Here is a 15,136-nt window from a genome sequence, read left to right on the forward strand (position 1 = left end):
AAAAAGGGGGCTAGTCGCAAATGTCTAGTCCCCTTTTACATGTTTTGATATTTGCTATTTTTATATCTGCTCGGTGGCGATCGCTGCGTCCCTAAGTAACCCGAGTCGAGGCTACCTTCATCAAGGCTGGATTCGCAAAGGCTACATTCGCAGCGATCGCCCCTTAGCTCCCTGACGAGATCAATCCCAAGTTCGCCAGCAGAGTCGATACCTTATCCACCAGCGAATCTGCCTGCACCCACACCGACACCGACCCACCGTTGCAGCGAAACTCGCCCCAGCCATCCGCATTTGTCTGCACTGGCTCTTTCACATGTTCAGTAATGTCGTAAAACACGGCATTGGGCTTGCCCACTTCCATCCATTTGCTGCCACTTGGGCCATCGCTCATGATTACGGCCAAGGCGCGGGGATGCGCTTCATTGCCTAGACGAGTCCAGCCGATTACGTCTTCATGGTCAAAGTAGGTATACTGCTCGCCGTAGGCAAAGTGCTTGCGGGCAAACAGCAGCTTATCCAGGATGTCCTTGTGGCAATCCATCCAGATTTCATACTCGCTGCCATCGCGCCCTTTGTCTTTGTAATGGGCACCGTAGTAATCAGCATAAAACACGCAGGGATAGCCCTCTGCCCGCAGCAAGATCAGCGCGTAGGCCAGCGGCTTGAACCAGTTTTCAACAGGAGATTCTAGCGCCTGGAGTGGCTGCGTATCGTGATTGTCTACAAAGGTAGCAGCCAGCAGCGGCACCTGCTGCATTAGGGTGTTGTCCAAGATTTTCCGCATGTCATAATAGCCGCCTGCCTTGCTCGCTTCATAGAAGTTGTAGTGCAGCGGCACGTCAAACAGCGACAGCCGACCTTCGGTATTGGCGAGATACCAGTGCAGTGTGCCCAAGTCTTTGGTCCAATATTCACCCACGGCAAAGAGGCTGCGTTTGGCGTAGGCTTCGAGATGATCCAGCCAGTCGTTGAAAAAGTCGCCGTGGATATGTTTGATTGCGTCTAGGCGGAAGCCGTCTACGCCTATGGTGTCCAGCGTCCACTCACCCCAATACTTGAGTTCGCCGCGCACTTCTGGATGGGTCATGTCCAGGTCGCAACCCATGAGATAGTCGTAGTTGCCGTGGGCTAGCTCTACTTTGTCTTGGAAATTTTTGTCCTTAAAGCGATAGATCTGATAGCGCCCTGGCTGATACATATTGTGATCCACCGAGTCAAAGTGCCACCAGCGCCACTTCATGCTGGAGTATTTGTCGCCCCGACCGGGAAAGTCGAACTGTGTCCAAACTTTGATTTTTTCAACACCGCCGACGGCCGCCAGGCGGTTGTCGGAATCTACAGGCACGGCTTCTACTTCTTCTTCTGCATCGCCGCCCATTTTGTGGTTAAACACGACATCGGCGTAGATTTGTAGTCCGGCCTCTTTGGCTGCTTTGACGGCGGTCAGGTATTCGTCTTTTGTGCCGTATTTGGTGCGGACGGTGCCTTTCTGGTCAAACTCACCCAGGTCAAACAGGTCGTATACGCCATAGCCCACGTCGTAGATGCCGCCGTTTGCTTTGTAGGCTGGGGGTAGCCAGAGGGCTGTGAAGCCTGCTTTGGCGATCGCCCCTGCGTCTTGTTGCAGCGTTTTCCAGAGGGTGCCATCAGGCGGCAAATACCAGTGGAAATATTGCATGAAGACCCCGTTGTATTCGGTGCTGGGGTTGTTGTGAGAAAGTTCAGCAGCGTTTTGGTTTAGCCAGTCGATAACAGAGCGCTTCGCTTCTTCGAGAATCTCCTTACTAAGCTGCGTCCCAAGAGACTTGAACCGTTCGCGAAGCTGCTGAAATGTGTTGTTACTCATAGCGCATCCCTATATAAAACCTCTGCGAAATATAAACCTCTGTGAGAGGATGTTTGAAAAGTCCTACTGTTTGTAGCAAAGCGTGCAAGATCCCCCTAAATCCCCCTTAAAAAGGGGGACTTTAAGGCGGTTTCCCCACTTTTTTAGGGGGGCTGGGGGGATCTCTGAGTGCTTAACATTACAGGCGATACCTTTTCAAACATCCTCTGAAAGGGGCAGTTCAGATACAGCGTTTTTTGAAGCTAGTGAGGTACGCCAATGATCCAGAAGCCCTCGCCTTGTCAGGGCAGCACATACCTCATCCCGCAAGCCAGAAAGTTCTGTAACAGGAGTTCAGATAACAGGGTTAAAGGATTCTATCGTGAGCTAGAGCCTGGGGGTTGTGATGGTTGGCACGGTGCGGGCGTGTTGGAACGGCAAGAGAAGAGATGGAGAACTGGTGTTCTATTATTTCATGACTGCCAATCCGCCAATCATGACTGTCATTTCAGGATTGCCAATCATGACTGCCAACACTTTATGAGTTCCAGTCATAAGTTCTGGTTCCTCTTGCCTTTTGCTGTATCTGCCATATCATCGGCTCATCTCTATTTCTTTCCTAATCTCTGATGCTCTATCTGCTGCGGAACCCAAGCCTGATCTGGAACCTGACGCTGGAGCACTTGCAGATGACGCTGGCAGCGCTGGCGATCGCCCTTCTGGTTGCCCTGCCTGTGGCGCTCCTGGTGACGCGCTATCGCTGGCTGTCGGTGCCCGTGCTGGGCGGGCTAGGCATTTTGTATACGATTCCGAGTCTGGCGCTGATTATTTTTCTCGTTCCTGTGTTTGGGCTAAATGCGCGATCGGTAGTCGTGGCGATGGTGCTATATACGCAGGTGATTTTAGTACGGAACCTGGTGGTGGGGCTGGCGGGGATTAAGCCGTCGGTGCTAGAGGCAGCGCGGGGCATGGGCATGAGTCCGTGGCAGCGCTGGTGGCGGGTGCAGGTGCCGCTGATTTTGCCAATTTTTCTGGCGGGGCTGCGGCTGGCGGCCATCGTGGCGATCGCCATTGCTACTATCGGCGCAAAGTTTGGCGCGGGCGGACTGGGGACGCTCTTGTTCGACGGCATTGCTCAGAGCCGCTACGACAAGATTTGGGCAGGGGCGATCGCCGTCTCTCTGCTGGCCTTTGCCATCAACGCCCTACTGCTCTCGCTGGAATGGGTCACCAGCCCGACTCGCCGCCTCCAGCGCAGCATGGGGCGGCTCAAAGCAGGGTTTAGGGTTCGGAACCTGACCCCTTAGCTCACAGCCGCTTCGATCACAGGATGATAGAAAAAGGCGATGCCAAGAATCGCGTAGGTTGCCAGCAGCAGCACACCTTCCAGCCAATTGGACTTGCCATCGGAGCTAATGGAGTTGGCAATCAGCACTGCTACTGCTACCGCGACGACCTCAAAGGGGTTGAAGTTCAAATCCATCGGCTGATGCAAAATCAGCCCCGCCAGCACCAGGATTGGCGCAACAAATAGGGCGACCTGCATACTGGCCCCCAGCGACACGGAAACGGACAAATCCATCTTGTTTTTGATGGCCACGACGACCGCTGCCACGTTCTCGGCGGCGTTGCCAATAATCGGCAGCAAAATCACGCCTGTAAACAATTCCGTGAGTCCCAGTTTGCTGGTTGCCACCTCCAGCGACCCCACCAAAATTTCCGACTCCAGCGCGATAAAGGTGGTTGCGCCCAGCAGCACCGCCGTCCACAGCACCGGGTTGGGCTTGTGGTCGCTGTGTTCATCCGATGCAGAGGATTCATCGTTCTCTAGTTCTGCCACACCGACATCGTGCAAATAGCTGTGGGTTTTCATCGAAAATAGCAGCGTTAGCACATATACCAAAATCAGCACAATGGCGACGGCAACCGACAGCTTTTGCATCAGTGGTTCGTCTAGCCCGGCTGAGGTGGCATTGACGGCGGTCGGCAGCAACAGCGCAATCACTGCTAGGTTCATAGCAGAAGCGTTGACGCGGGCGACGACTGGCTGAAAGCTTTGCTCTTTGTATCGCAGTCCACCCAGCAGCATCGATAACCCCATCACCAGCAGCAGGTTGCCAATAATTGAACCCGTGAGACTGGCTTTGACGACTTCTAGTAGTCCAGAACGCAGAGCGGCGATCGCAATGATTAGCTCTGCCGCATTGCCAAACGTCGCATTCAGCAAGCCGCCGAGCGTGGGGCCGACGACGACGGCTAGTTCTTCAGTTGCCGTGCCCATCCAGGCTGCCAGCGGCAAAATGGCCAGACACGCCAGCGCAAATTGCACCAGTTCTCCCCAATGAAACACGTAATGCGAGAGCAGCGAGATTGGCACGAAAATGAGCAAAACTGAAAAGATTAAATTTTTAGTACTCATGCAAGCGTCCTGGACGGGGTTTGAAAAGGATGACAGGGGATGAAGGGGCGATCGCCCGACTTAATCAAGTAGCACTCAGCACTAGTGCAGGGTCATGGTTTAGTTTTCAGGGTGATGCCTTGGCTCGTAGTCAGCGCTTCAGCGCTAAAGCGCTGACTACCAACCTAAGTTTTAGCTGTGACATAGCACCAGGCCTAAGCCGCACTCAGGGCGATCAAACTGTGATTAAACCATGACTGAACTCGTTCTCCCAGAATCATAGGGGTTTTCCGCATTTTGGGAACCTGGGTTAGGATCAAGACTAGTTTTTACAAAAGTCAACAATCTCTCACCCTTCGCTATGACAGTTGTTTACCCCCGCAAACTGCAAAGCTCCCTGGGCAGCCTCAGCGCCCGTGATGTGATGAAACAAGTGATCCGAGATCGCGACATTCACCTGATTACGCTTAATCGCTATCGCTATAGCGAGCAGCGGAGTTGCAAAGACCTGACCACCCTGATCGAACAACTGAATGGGAAGCCTGCTGAACTGGTCAAAGACCTATCGCGGCATGTGTCGGACGAAGCTCGCCACGCCATGTGGCTGACGGATTTGCTGGTAGACTTGGGCAGCAGCGTAGGCACGCCTCCCGGCATGTCCTATATCGAAGAGTTTGAGCGATTGCTCGATCAGGAGTCGCCTAGTCCTGAGAGTCTGGACGACTTTGTGATTTCATCACTGGCAGCCATTAACGTGACTGAAAAGCGCGGCTGTGAATACTTTTCGGGTCATATCCACGCGCTCAAACACGCACCGCAGACCGAGGAGAACGTCAAGATCCGCGAAACCCTAGAGCGCATTTTGCCCGAAGAAGCTGCCCACGTCCGCTGGGGCAACCGCTGGCTGGCCAAAATGGCTGACAAAAGCCCGGAGTATCGCGCTAAGGTCGAACACGCCAAGCGCAAGCACGCCGCGATTGAGGAGGCTGCGTTTGAGTCGGGCATGGACATTACTGCCGGGGCTGAGCTGCGTCGTGTAGGGCATTTGCTGGATATCGCCAACACCCTGCCCGCGTGGCAGCGCCCGCAATATCTGATGGAGCGCCTGCCCCAGAGTCTGCTGTCGCCCGACCTCCAGCGCACCCGCATCGACGCGATCCAGCGCGTCTGGAACCGCGACCCGCAGGCATTTGTGGAGCGGTTTGTGCCGCTGTTCTTGAGCGGGCTGACGCGGGATGTCAATGGCAAGAAGCCGCAGCCTAACAAGGCTAGTGCTGCCAACGCTGCTGCCAATTAGCGCCGTTAGGCACACAGGACTACCGTAAGTGCGGAAGTCCAAGCATAGTGACTAGTACAGTGAACCGGCATAATTTGGGCGAGGCGGACGAAGCGTTTGGACTGCCCTCTCTGGGCAAGCGCTTGGGTGAATCCCTGAGAAAGGGTGTCCAGCGCTTCGTCGTTTAGTTGTTTTCAGGCGGGGCGATCGCCCCTGATCCCCGACCATCTACCCTTCCACCCCAGCTTTTTCTGGCAGGGTCGCTTGCAGTTTTAGGCAATTGCGCCCACTTACCTGGAGGCGGTATTCTACCTTGTCCATCAGGCGATTCAGGATTAGCCAGCCATAGCCGCCATCCTGCATGTCGTCTGGAGCGGGCGGCAGATAGGTCGAAAGGTCGTAGCCTTGGCCGTGATCCCAGATTTCCAGATGGATATCCCGGTCGATTAGCTCCAGGCGGATTAGTACGGGCAGGTTGGGCTGGTCGCGGTGGGCGTGGCGCACCACGTTGGAGTAGGCCTCCACCAGCACCAGCCGCAGCCGATTAGACTGATGGCTCCAGTCCACCAGATCGCCCAGTTCTAGCTCCAGCGAATTGAGCAGCCAGTTTTCGACGACTTGCAGAAACTTCAGGTCGCTGGGAATATGTAACTCGGTCTTCATGGGCTACAGAACCTCCAGCGAGAGTATGGTTTGATCATCTTCCTGGGCATGGCTTTGTGACTGTATGCAGGAAAGCAGTTTAGACAGGTCGAGCGGTTGAGGCTGCCGTTTAAGCAACTCCCAAAGACCCTGCTGGCCAAGCATTGGGCTGTTGCCAGCAGCGTGGGGATGGGCCAGGGTGGCTTCGGTGATACCGTCACTGATGAGCAGCAACAGATCGCCCGGTTGCAGCCTCAGTCGGCCGGCGATCGCCCTCCACACGGGCAAGATGCCCAACGGCACCCCCCGCTCTTTTAGATAAATCGGTTCGGCAGATGGCTTGTCAACCGACCAAACCATCGGGTAGATGTGCCCTGCATTGGCATACACCAATTCTTGGGTGGCGGGGCTGTAGCGGGCCAGCGCCATCGTGATGAAGCAGTTGTTGCTCACTAGGTCATCCATCAGGCTGCTGTTGAGGTTTTGCATCACCTGGGCCGGATCGGGTGGATTTTCCTGATAAATTTCGCGCCGCAGCACCGAAATGGCGCTGGCCATAAACAGCGCCGCCGGAACGCCCTTGCCCGACACATCCCCGACTCCCAGCCAGAGGTCGCCCTGGGGATGCTCGTAAACCTCGAAAAAGTCGCCGCCGACCTCCCGCGCTGGGTGGCAGCAGGCCTGAATTTTGGCGCTGTCTAGTTCGGGCAAGCTCTGGCGCAGCAGGTTGGTCTGGATTTGACGAGCAACGGCCAGTTCTGCCTGCATTTGCTCGGTTTGTCGCTGGATGCGCTGATACAGCTTGGCCTGGGAAATGGCCAGGGCGACCCGTTCTGCGACTTCCTGAATTAGGTCAAGGTCTTCTTCTGACCAGGCGATCGCCTGTCCCTGGCGGTGGAGGCTGGCGATCGCCAACAATTCCTGCTGATAGATCAGCGGCAGCGCCAGCCGGGTCTCTTGCTTGTCTGATTCCGAAAGCTGCACCCGACGGCTCTGCAAAGCGGCCAGCAGCGCATCATTGGGCAGGAGCAATGGACTAATCTCCTCGCTGGAGTTAGAGCTGAAGCTGAATAGGTCGGGCAGCAGGCGATAGGCGTTGCCGTCGCCCGTTAGCACGCCGTCTGAATCTCGCTCCACTGGATGCAGCACGCAGGTTGCCCCAAAGGTTTGCCCCAGCACCTCTGCGATCCGCTGCATCATGCTCTGGTAATCCAGCGATTCGCGGGTTGCCGTGGAAACTTTATTGAAAATGGACTCCCGCCGCAGGGCGCGATGCAGCTCGTTGGTGCGTTGTTTGACTACGCGATAGGTATCGGCGGCCTGCTGCACCACGGTCATCAGGTCTTCTGGGTTCCAGGGCTTGGTGATGTATTTGAAGACCTTGCCCGCGTTAATCGCGTTTACCAAATCTTCGACATCAGTGTAGCCCGTTAGTAGAATCCGAATCGTATCGGGAAACTGGCGGGCGACATGGCTGAGAAACTCGGTGCCGTTCATCTTGGGCATCCGCTGGTCGGAAATAATGATGCCCATTTCGCCCACCTGCTCCAGCAGATTGAGCGCATCCAGGGCGCTGTCTGCTCGAAACACCTGAAAGTCGCGCCGAAACGTGCGGTGTAGCAGATCCAGGTTGTCGGCTTCGTCGTCTACCACCATCAGCCGCAACTTGTTTCGCTCTACCGGGGATTTGTTTTGCACGGGTTGTTTTAGGTCGTATGCGATCGCCAAATCGCCATTCTCCAGGGTTCACGCTCTTACACCCAAAGTACCCAGAGGAAGGCGATCGCTATCAGAGGAGTGGCTGGCTCATTACAGTCTCTTCATCTTATTCTCCCACGCCGATCATCCGTCTACCTAGCTGACGCAGCCAGGCCCATACACGTCGGAAGCGGGAGGGCTTTTGGGGTTTGCAGGATTGGGCAAGGAGGGCGATCGCCCCGGTTGCATCGGGTGCAATGTCGATCACTTCGTACAGTCGATACTCGCCGCTCTTGCCAGGGAGCGAGACTTCGCACTGGCGGCCGAGGCTGATCAGCGGCTGCACCTGTTGATAGACAGCCTCGGAGACTAAGAGGCTGGTGCCCACGGCTTTGTTGGCAGCTTCAATCCGACTGGCCAGATTCACCGTATCGCCAATGGCGGTCATTTGCTGGCTCTTGGGCGAAGCGCCGACCGCGCCCACCACCACCGAGCCGTAGTGGATGCCAATGCCAATTTTTAGCTGACGCTGATACAGCGTTTCCAGGTAGATATTGAAGGCTTCCATCGCGGACTGCATTTCTATGGCGGCGCGGACGGCTCTTTCTGCGGGGCGATCGCGGTTGTTCCAGCCAAACAGCGCCATCAGCCCATCGCCCATGTAGTTGTTGATAATGCCGCCATAGCGCTCGATGATTTGCCCCATGCGGCTGAAATAGCGATTCAACACGTAAATCACGTCGTAGGCGGGCAGCGCTTCTGAAAACGCGGTAAAGCCCCGCAAATCAGCAAACAACACCGCCAGCATTTGTTCTTCGCCAATGGCGCGGCGCTGCCCAGCGAGCTGCTGTTCCACCAGCGACACGTCTTCGGCATCGACCACCAGCCGCCGCACCGTGACCTGGCCTTCGCCCAGAATCTGGGTCTGGCAGGCAAGGCGCATCTTGGGGTCAAAGCACAGCCGCTTTGCCAGGTTTTCTTCTGCGTCGTTGCGCGGCGAGCAGTATTCCAGCCCTTCCAAAACCCAGACGCGGCACGTCGAGCAGCGGGCGCTGCCGCCACAAACATGGGTGTGGGGAATCCCTGCATAGAGCGAGGACGTGAGAATCGTGTCGGTTTCCTCGATCTCGATGTAGCGCTCGTCGGGAAGATAGTAGAGCAGCGGCATGGGCGTAGACGCTTCAGGAAAAATGAGGTGACTGAACCTACCTTTCCCTTTTCTACAGGAGCTACCACAGCAATTCAGCAGAATCCACGCAGTTTGTATAGCAGGGGTCAGGGGTCAGGGGTTAGGGGTCAGGTCTGAAAGCCAGCCTGATCAGGGTTTACAGAATCTCTGCTCGTCCTAACTCTCTCGTCCATTGCTATAACAGCGCACTGGATCGACCTATGGAGGCCTGTGTAGGCCTGTGGAGCGATAGCGCTTAAATGACAAAGCTGATAGGAATCGCTCCTTTGTGGACATAGAGCGGGTGGCGGGGCTGCTGTTGTTGAGTCAGGCCCAGGCAATGGAGCGGGTAGCCCGACAGCAGGGCCAGGGCGGCGCGATCGCGCTCGTATAGACTGCCCCAGTTTCCCCAGGCGAGGAGAATCTGGTTGGCTCGGCTAGCAGCAGCTACCAAAGCGCGATCGCCCTCACGACCGACCGGATCGGCGGCCTGTTTCAGCGCCTGCGGTCGCGTGGCCCGATAGGCAAACAGGTTGACCACTTCCAGCCCGCCAAAGCCCCAGGCTTTTGCCAGACCCATGCAGCGGCGAATCGTGGGGTCGTTGCGCTCGGCATCGGCGGTGCTGGGATTGAGCATGACAAACGCCACGCGGGGCGCGGCAAATTCCCACACGCGCCACAGCGAATAGCGATATTGTCCCGTCGGGTCGAACGCCGCACCCGATGGCTGAGTGAATTGGAGCGGGCGATCGCCCTCTACCGGAAGACCTTCTAGCTGAAGCGCGTCTGGAAGCGCGTCTACATAAAACACTTCACCCGCTGCCATTGCCCCTGCTCGTCCTGGCAATAGTAGCAGCCTTCCCACCAGATGCAGCGGTCAAACACCGCATCAATCTGGCGGCTCTTTTTGGGCTGTTCGCCACTGAGCAGGTCTACGATTTCATCCTTGCGGTCTTTGGCACTGGAGGCGATCTGGTTTAGGGTGGACTGGAGATCGCGAGAGACAAAATTTTCAGTTTGCTGCGACATGATCCAAAGTCAAACACTCGATAGCAAAAAGGGAAACATCAATATGAAAAGTGGTCAGGGAATCCGTTAGAAGGGATTCTCTAGAGAAGACTTTCTACGAGGAGCGTTCCACCTCGTGTATTGACCTGACGGTGGGGAATCCCTATGGAGTTCTTCGATTCCACTCTATCCTCCCTGAAATGGGGTGGTCTTGAATTGAAAACATACTTAACTCTTATATGTGCTATAAGCGACACCTATTTGTGAGGTGGATTTTACGGCGCTCTGGAGCGGACGGCACGCTCAACCACGCCGTGTAAGCCATACAAATTTAAGCCGTACAGATTTAAGCCTTACAATCTGACACGCCGTGCTGCCATGCGACAGTTCTTCTAAAACTCCAAACGGGCTGATTTCTATGGGCATCGTGACCATTGGCATGATCAGCAGCTATGACGACCTCAGCCCGCCGCCGTGGGACTGGCTGTGGCGGCAGAGTCCGCACCCGTTTGGCCAGTGGAAGGGGATTCAGATTTTAGCGAATTGCCCCCAGCCCGACGCGCTGCTGTTGTATAACTTTCACGAGTTTCCGCGTGAGCGATCGCCCAAGCCCTCCCGCCGCCGTCGCTGGCCGTGGCAGCCTCAGCCGCCGACCTACGAGGCGCAGGTGCAGGCGTTTCGCAAAAAAGTGCGATCGCTCCCACCCGAAAAGATCCTGTTTTCTATGCGAGAGCCGCCCTTTGCCGAAAAGCGGCAGGCACGCATCGACACCTATCGGCTGGCGCAGCAGTGGTGTGGTGTGGTGTCGGGGCCAGACGAGTTTGCACCCATTTCGGAGCCAATGCCCGCGATCTGGTACGTTTCGCAGCCGTTTGACTACTTGCAAGCCGCGCCGCCGCCTGAAAAGCTCCGCCCCTGTAGCTGGATCACGTCGGGCATCGACCGCACCGCAAACCATCGCCAGCGGCTTGAGTTTTTGCAGCGGCTGCAAGCCAGCGACGTGCCGTTTGACTTGTATGGACGGGGCTTGCCAGACTGGGCGCAGGTCAATCGCGGCGCAACGCGGACGCTCGGCCCGGTGGCCAACAAGTGGCACGCGATCGCCCCTTATACCTACAACCTGGCGATCGAAAACTTTGCCGACAACGAATGGTACGTCAGCGAAAAGCTGTGGGATGCCCTGCTGGGCTGGAGTTTGCCGATTTACTACGGCGGCAGCGCGGCGGATCGGCTGCTGCCCCCCGGCAGTTTTTTGCGGCTGCCCAGCCTGGATGAGCGCGGGATCGCCTACATTCGCGACATCACTGCCACGCCGGAAGCCTGGTATGTCGCCAAAGAGGCGATCGCCGAGGCGCGGCAAATCATCCTGCATGAGCTGAACTTGCTAAACTGGCTGGCAGTTAGGGGTAAGGGGTAAGGGGTTGGGGGTTAGGGATGGGTCTTTCATGGCGATTCTTTGATGGCGATTCTTTGTAGGTATCAACGTGTCGGCCTTATTTCACTTAATAAAAAACAGAGGGCAAGCGGCATATTGTGGACGGCATTTATACGCTGGCGAATGATGTAGTGTGCAACCAACTGGTGGCGCTGCTGAACAGCATTGAGGTTCACGCGGGGCGCGAGATGCCCGTGGCGGTAATTGCCTATGACGACCGTCTGGCAAGCGTGCGGGCGGCGATCGCCCATCGTCCGCAGGTGATGTTGCTGGATGATCCGGCGCTGTTTGCTCCCTGGGAGGCGTTTTCGCGGCAGGTGTGGCGGGCCCACCCGACGGCGATCGCCACCTGGCGCAAACGGGGCATTGCGGATATTTATCGACTGAGCTGTAATCGTCGCTATGCGGCGTTTGATGAACGTGCGCCGTTCGATCGATTTCTATATCTAGATGCTGATACGCTGCTGCTCAATTCGCCTCAGATTTTCTTCGATGCGCTGACTCAGCATGAGCTGGTCACGTATGATTTTCAACACAAAGATCCGTCGCACATTTTTGATGTGAATTCTGCAAAACTGGCGCAGATTTTTAGCCAGCCAGAGATCCATCGCTCAATTTTTTGCTCCGGATGTTTCGCATCTCGACGGGGCTTGCTGAATGCGGAGCAGCGCGACTGGCTTTTGCAAAATCTGGCGACAGGCGAAGCCGAAATTCTCTATCCCAATGCGCCCAATCAATCAGTTTTGAACTATGCGGTCATGCGGCTGGCGCAGCGCAAGAAAGAGTCGTTTTCAATTCACAATTTGGCGCTGCATCTGCCGCCAGAGCGGGCGACGGGAAATTCCGTTACGTCCAGTCATTTTGTCGAGCAGACTGGAACCGTATGCGATCGCGGTATGCCGCTGACCTATTTGCATTACATTGGGCTATCTTCTAAGCTATTCGATCGGCTTTGCAAGGGCGTAGAGATTGATTTTCCCTACCGCGATACGTTCTTGCACTATCGCTATTTGCATGAACCCAAAAATCGTCCGATTCTTCGCAAAAAAACAGCTTTATTGCAAAAAATCACTCCGATCAACGCAGTGCGGCGAGTGCTGAAAAGTCTTCGACTGGTCTATTGACGGGTTTTGTACCTGCGAATTTTGAATTGGCAATTTTTGATTTTGGGTCTTTTCTCAAGGAGCGGTGAAACGCTTGGAAAACGAAGACGAGCGGAATCAAAACCGAATTTATATATTGGGAAATGATTCTGTATTGGAGCAGGCGATCGCCCTGCTCAACAGCATTCGGCTGTATGACACCGAAACGCCCATCGTGCTGATTCCCTACAACGATAAATATAAAGAGGCGGCGGCGGTCTTGGGCGATCGCTTCGGGGTGACGCTGTTTCCCGATTTGACCATTTTGGAGTGGCTAGATGCGACGGTGGAGGAAACCTTTGGCAGCGACTTTTTTGCTCGGCCACAGCAGTTTCGCAAGCAGGCGGCATGGTTTGGAAAACCCGGTCGATTTCTCTATATCGACACCGATATTGTGGTGTTTGAACGCATTATTGCGGTTTTAGAGTATTTGCAGACTTACGACTTTATCTGCTGCGACTATCAGCATCGCGGCGGCATTCAAAATGTGTTTACCTCAGCAATTCTGGAGGCTCCAGGATTTAACGAAAGCGTCCTGGCAGAAATCTTTAACTGTGGCTTTTGGGGTAGCAAAGCGGGTCTAATTTCTGCGTCGGATCTGCAAGATGTTTTTGCAGAATGCGCTGCCCATCCCGAATATTTTGACTTTAGCCAAAAAACATCCGACCAGCCCGTCATTAACTATCTGGTGCTAAAGCAAATTCCCCGCCGGTTTAACCTGGTGCATCGGCCCGGCGGCGCACCGGGAAGCTGGGCCGGCAGCAAGTTTCGCCAGCGGGATTGGCGACTGTTCGACCCCAACCTGAATCAGCCGCTGCAATACCTGCACTGGGCAGGCTTTCGGCTGCGGCCGGGGTGTCCTTACTGGGCACTGTGGCAGCACTACCGAAACTTGAATGAGCCAAAACTGCGATCGCCCAGATCGCCCAAATTGCGATTCAGCCCGCCGTGGCGATCTTAACGGACGGTCTTGATGCTCTCGATGCGGCGCGAGAACAGGTCGGTGAAGATGCTCAATACCGTGCGATCGCGCGTGATGATGTTAGCCGTCACCGCCATCCCCGACTGGAGTGGGATTTCTCTACCGTTCACCTTCAAAACCTGGCTATCCAGCCGAATCTTGGCCGGAAACCGATAGAAGGGATAAATCTGATCCGGAGGCAGCGCGTCTTCGCCAATATTCACGACTTCTCCCTTAATATCGCCAAATTCGCTAAAAGGGAAGGAGTCGATTCGCACGTCTACAGGTAGCCCTTCGCTGACAAAGCCAATGTCTTTGTTGGTGATGTAAACCTCAGCCAGGAGGTTGTCTGTAGGCACGACTTTCAGAATCGGCTCGCTCGTGTTTGCTACAAAACCAATGCCCTTTGCCTTCAGGTCAAACACCACGCCATCAATCGGGGCGCGGAGTTCCTGATATTTCAGCGTGAGTTCGGTTTGGCTAAGCTGGCTGTTGATTTCGGCAATGCGACGCTCGTTGTCTACGATCGCCCGGTTAATCTGGCTGTCAATATCCGCAATCCGCTTTTCGTTGTCGGCAACTCTGGCCAACAGGTCGGTGCTAGTGGTGGCAACGGTGTTGGAAAGGCGCTGACGAGCCTGATCCACTGCTAAACTCAATCGCTGCTGCTCCAGCATCAGCCGATTCACCTCAGCCCTGCGATCCATCATTTGCTGCCGCTGCCGCAGCATTTGAATCCGCGACAGTGCGCCCTGTTCTGCGAGCGGCTCGATATCACGCAAAATGCCTTCGTCAATCGCCAGCGTTTGGCGGGCGGTGGAAAGTTGCTCCTGGGTTTGGATTAACTGCTGCTGGAGTTGAGCCACCTCAAGTTGAGCAGCGGCCGCACGCGACTGCGCCTCAAGCTGGTTTGCCGACAGGCGAATCCGCTCTTCGTCGGAGAAGCTGCCATCTCCGCCGTAGACCTGCGCCCGGTATAGCGCCGTTTCCGATGCGAGGGCGGCCCGGTTGGTCAGCAGCGCCCGCATTTCGGGAGGAATGCTCTGGGGTTGGCTGGTGGGTTCTAGCGAAATGCCGCTGAGGGCGCTGCGATAGAACTGATTCTCGGCTAAGTAGGAATCCCGCACCTGCTCCAGTGAGCGACGCTGAGCCGCCGCCGCCGTTGGGTCAAAGCGGATGAGAACCTGTCCTTTTTGAACCCGTTCGCCCTCTTCTACCAAAATTTCCTCGACTACGCCGCCCACGGGTGCCTGAATCTCTTGGACGCGATCGCCCGGTTCCAGTTTGCCCGTCGCAGGCACGGCTTCCTCAATTCGTGCCACTGCCGCCCACAGCAGCACCGCCGAGGTCACGCCGATGATACCGCCCACCACTAGCTTTGACCACAGCGACGTTTGCTGCAAAATTACAGGCTGGTCAAACGCTTGGGCCCGCACCTGCTTTTGCGACGGCAACTGATTGCCCGTTTCCTCATCCGGGGAAACCAGCACCAGTTCCGTTTCTTCTGGCTGGAGCTGAGTCTTTGCAGAACCGTTGGCAGCTCCGTTTCCGTTGTGTCTGGGGGAGGTTTGGGTCATGGGAAG

The 15,136-nt window shown here is 55.7% G+C and carries 13 protein-coding genes; 5 read left to right on the forward strand and 8 right to left on the reverse strand.

The window, feature by feature from the left end; all coding sequences use genetic code 11:
- Positions 1 to 163 precede the first annotated feature (163 nt).
- The gene (locus O77CONTIG1_RS04950; RefSeq protein WP_084782202.1) at positions 164 to 1,846 is read right to left on the reverse strand and encodes an alpha-amylase; all 1,683 of its coding nucleotides are present in this window, start codon (positions 1,844 to 1,846) and stop codon (positions 164 to 166) included.
- Between the two features lie 608 nt (positions 1,847 to 2,454).
- On the opposite strand from O77CONTIG1_RS04950, the gene O77CONTIG1_RS04955 reads away from it, so the two are divergent.
- Positions 2,455 to 3,132 (forward strand): ABC transporter permease, encoded by a 678-nt coding sequence (locus tag O77CONTIG1_RS04955; RefSeq protein WP_068508565.1) that lies wholly within the window; start codon positions 2,455 to 2,457, stop codon positions 3,130 to 3,132.
- Here the strand turns inward: O77CONTIG1_RS04955 and cax are convergent.
- Positions 3,129 to 4,244 (reverse strand): calcium/proton exchanger, encoded by a 1,116-nt coding sequence (gene cax, locus O77CONTIG1_RS04960; protein WP_068508566.1) that lies wholly within the window; start codon positions 4,242 to 4,244, stop codon positions 3,129 to 3,131. The two genes, O77CONTIG1_RS04955 and cax, sit on opposite strands and share 4 nt — an antisense overlap.
- 340 nt (positions 4,245 to 4,584) lie before the next feature.
- Between cax and O77CONTIG1_RS04965 the strand changes: the two genes are divergently transcribed.
- Positions 4,585 to 5,520: a ferritin-like domain-containing protein gene (locus O77CONTIG1_RS04965; protein WP_068508567.1), complete on the forward strand. Its 936-nt coding sequence runs from the start codon at positions 4,585 to 4,587 to the stop codon at positions 5,518 to 5,520.
- Positions 5,521 to 5,727: 207 nt separating this feature from the next.
- Here the strand turns inward: O77CONTIG1_RS04965 and O77CONTIG1_RS04970 are convergent, their stop codons facing one another.
- From O77CONTIG1_RS04970 to O77CONTIG1_RS04990, 5 genes are all read right to left on the reverse strand, one after another.
- Positions 5,728 to 6,162, reverse strand: coding sequence for an ATP-binding protein (locus O77CONTIG1_RS04970; RefSeq protein ID WP_068508568.1), 435 nt, complete (start codon positions 6,160 to 6,162; stop codon positions 5,728 to 5,730).
- A 3-nt stretch (positions 6,163 to 6,165) separates the two neighbouring features.
- Positions 6,166 to 7,839 carry a SpoIIE family protein phosphatase gene (locus tag O77CONTIG1_RS04975; protein ID WP_317134210.1) on the reverse strand — a complete coding sequence of 558 codons (1,674 nt, stop codon included), beginning with the start codon at positions 7,837 to 7,839 and terminating at the stop codon, positions 6,166 to 6,168.
- Positions 7,840 to 7,966: 127 nt separating this feature from the next.
- On the reverse strand, positions 7,967 to 9,007 hold the full coding sequence (locus tag O77CONTIG1_RS04980) for an adenylate/guanylate cyclase domain-containing protein (RefSeq protein ID WP_068508570.1): 1,041 nt from the start codon (positions 9,005 to 9,007) through the stop codon (positions 7,967 to 7,969).
- A gap of 256 nt (positions 9,008 to 9,263) precedes the next feature.
- A complete protein-coding gene (locus tag O77CONTIG1_RS04985; protein WP_084782205.1) occupies positions 9,264 to 9,833 on the reverse strand; it encodes a DUF1643 domain-containing protein in 570 nt (189 codons plus the stop codon).
- Positions 9,806 to 10,036: a hypothetical protein gene (locus O77CONTIG1_RS04990; protein WP_068508571.1), complete on the reverse strand. Its 231-nt coding sequence runs from the start codon at positions 10,034 to 10,036 to the stop codon at positions 9,806 to 9,808. The genes O77CONTIG1_RS04985 and O77CONTIG1_RS04990 overlap by 28 nt, the downstream gene beginning before the upstream one ends.
- Before the next feature lie 397 nt (positions 10,037 to 10,433).
- On the opposite strand from O77CONTIG1_RS04990, the gene O77CONTIG1_RS04995 reads away from it, so the two are divergent.
- From O77CONTIG1_RS04995 to O77CONTIG1_RS05005, 3 genes are all read left to right on the forward strand, one after another.
- Entirely contained in the window at positions 10,434 to 11,432 is a 999-nt protein-coding gene (locus O77CONTIG1_RS04995) for a glycosyltransferase family 10 domain-containing protein (protein ID WP_068508572.1), read from the forward strand.
- 116 nt (positions 11,433 to 11,548) lie between these two features.
- A complete protein-coding gene (locus tag O77CONTIG1_RS05000; protein ID WP_197673326.1) occupies positions 11,549 to 12,574 on the forward strand; it encodes an Npun_R2821/Npun_R2822 family protein in 1,026 nt (341 codons plus the stop codon).
- Between the two features lie 73 nt (positions 12,575 to 12,647).
- Complete coding sequence (locus O77CONTIG1_RS05005; protein WP_068508574.1) at positions 12,648 to 13,553, forward strand: Npun_R2821/Npun_R2822 family protein; 906 nt, start codon at positions 12,648 to 12,650, stop codon at positions 13,551 to 13,553.
- Here O77CONTIG1_RS05005 and O77CONTIG1_RS05010 read toward each other — a convergent pair.
- A complete protein-coding gene (locus O77CONTIG1_RS05010; protein ID WP_084782208.1) occupies positions 13,550 to 15,130 on the reverse strand; it encodes an HlyD family efflux transporter periplasmic adaptor subunit in 1,581 nt (526 codons plus the stop codon). The genes O77CONTIG1_RS05005 and O77CONTIG1_RS05010 overlap by 4 nt on opposite strands.
- Positions 15,131 to 15,136 lie beyond the last annotated feature (6 nt).

This window comes from Leptolyngbya sp. O-77, assembly GCF_001548395.1.
Classification (GTDB): Bacteria; Cyanobacteriota; Cyanobacteriia; order Elainellales; family Elainellaceae; genus Thermoleptolyngbya.

What these genes read in the sequence shown, in the direction of transcription:
- O77CONTIG1_RS04950 (WP_084782202.1), bottom strand. Translation starts at nt 1,846, where the DNA reads ATGAGTAACAACACATTTCAGCAGCTTCGCGAACGGTTCAAGTCTCTT.
- O77CONTIG1_RS04955 (WP_068508565.1), top strand. Translation starts at nt 2,455, where the DNA reads ATGCTCTATCTGCTGCGGAACCCAAGCCTGATCTGGAACCTGACGCTG.
- cax (WP_068508566.1), bottom strand. Translation starts at nt 4,244, where the DNA reads ATGAGTACTAAAAATTTAATCTTTTCAGTTTTGCTCATTTTCGTGCCA.
- O77CONTIG1_RS04965 (WP_068508567.1), top strand. Translation starts at nt 4,585, where the DNA reads ATGACAGTTGTTTACCCCCGCAAACTGCAAAGCTCCCTGGGCAGCCTC.
- O77CONTIG1_RS04970 (WP_068508568.1), bottom strand. Translation starts at nt 6,162, where the DNA reads ATGAAGACCGAGTTACATATTCCCAGCGACCTGAAGTTTCTGCAAGTC.
- O77CONTIG1_RS04980 (WP_068508570.1), bottom strand. Translation starts at nt 9,007, where the DNA reads ATGCCGCTGCTCTACTATCTTCCCGACGAGCGCTACATCGAGATCGAG.
- O77CONTIG1_RS04985 (WP_084782205.1), bottom strand. Translation starts at nt 9,833, where the DNA reads ATGGCAGCGGGTGAAGTGTTTTATGTAGACGCGCTTCCAGACGCGCTT.
- O77CONTIG1_RS04990 (WP_068508571.1), bottom strand. Translation starts at nt 10,036, where the DNA reads ATGTCGCAGCAAACTGAAAATTTTGTCTCTCGCGATCTCCAGTCCACC.
- O77CONTIG1_RS04995 (WP_068508572.1), top strand. Translation starts at nt 10,434, where the DNA reads ATGGGCATCGTGACCATTGGCATGATCAGCAGCTATGACGACCTCAGC.
- O77CONTIG1_RS05010 (WP_084782208.1), bottom strand. Translation starts at nt 15,130, where the DNA reads ATGACCCAAACCTCCCCCAGACACAACGGAAACGGAGCTGCCAACGGT.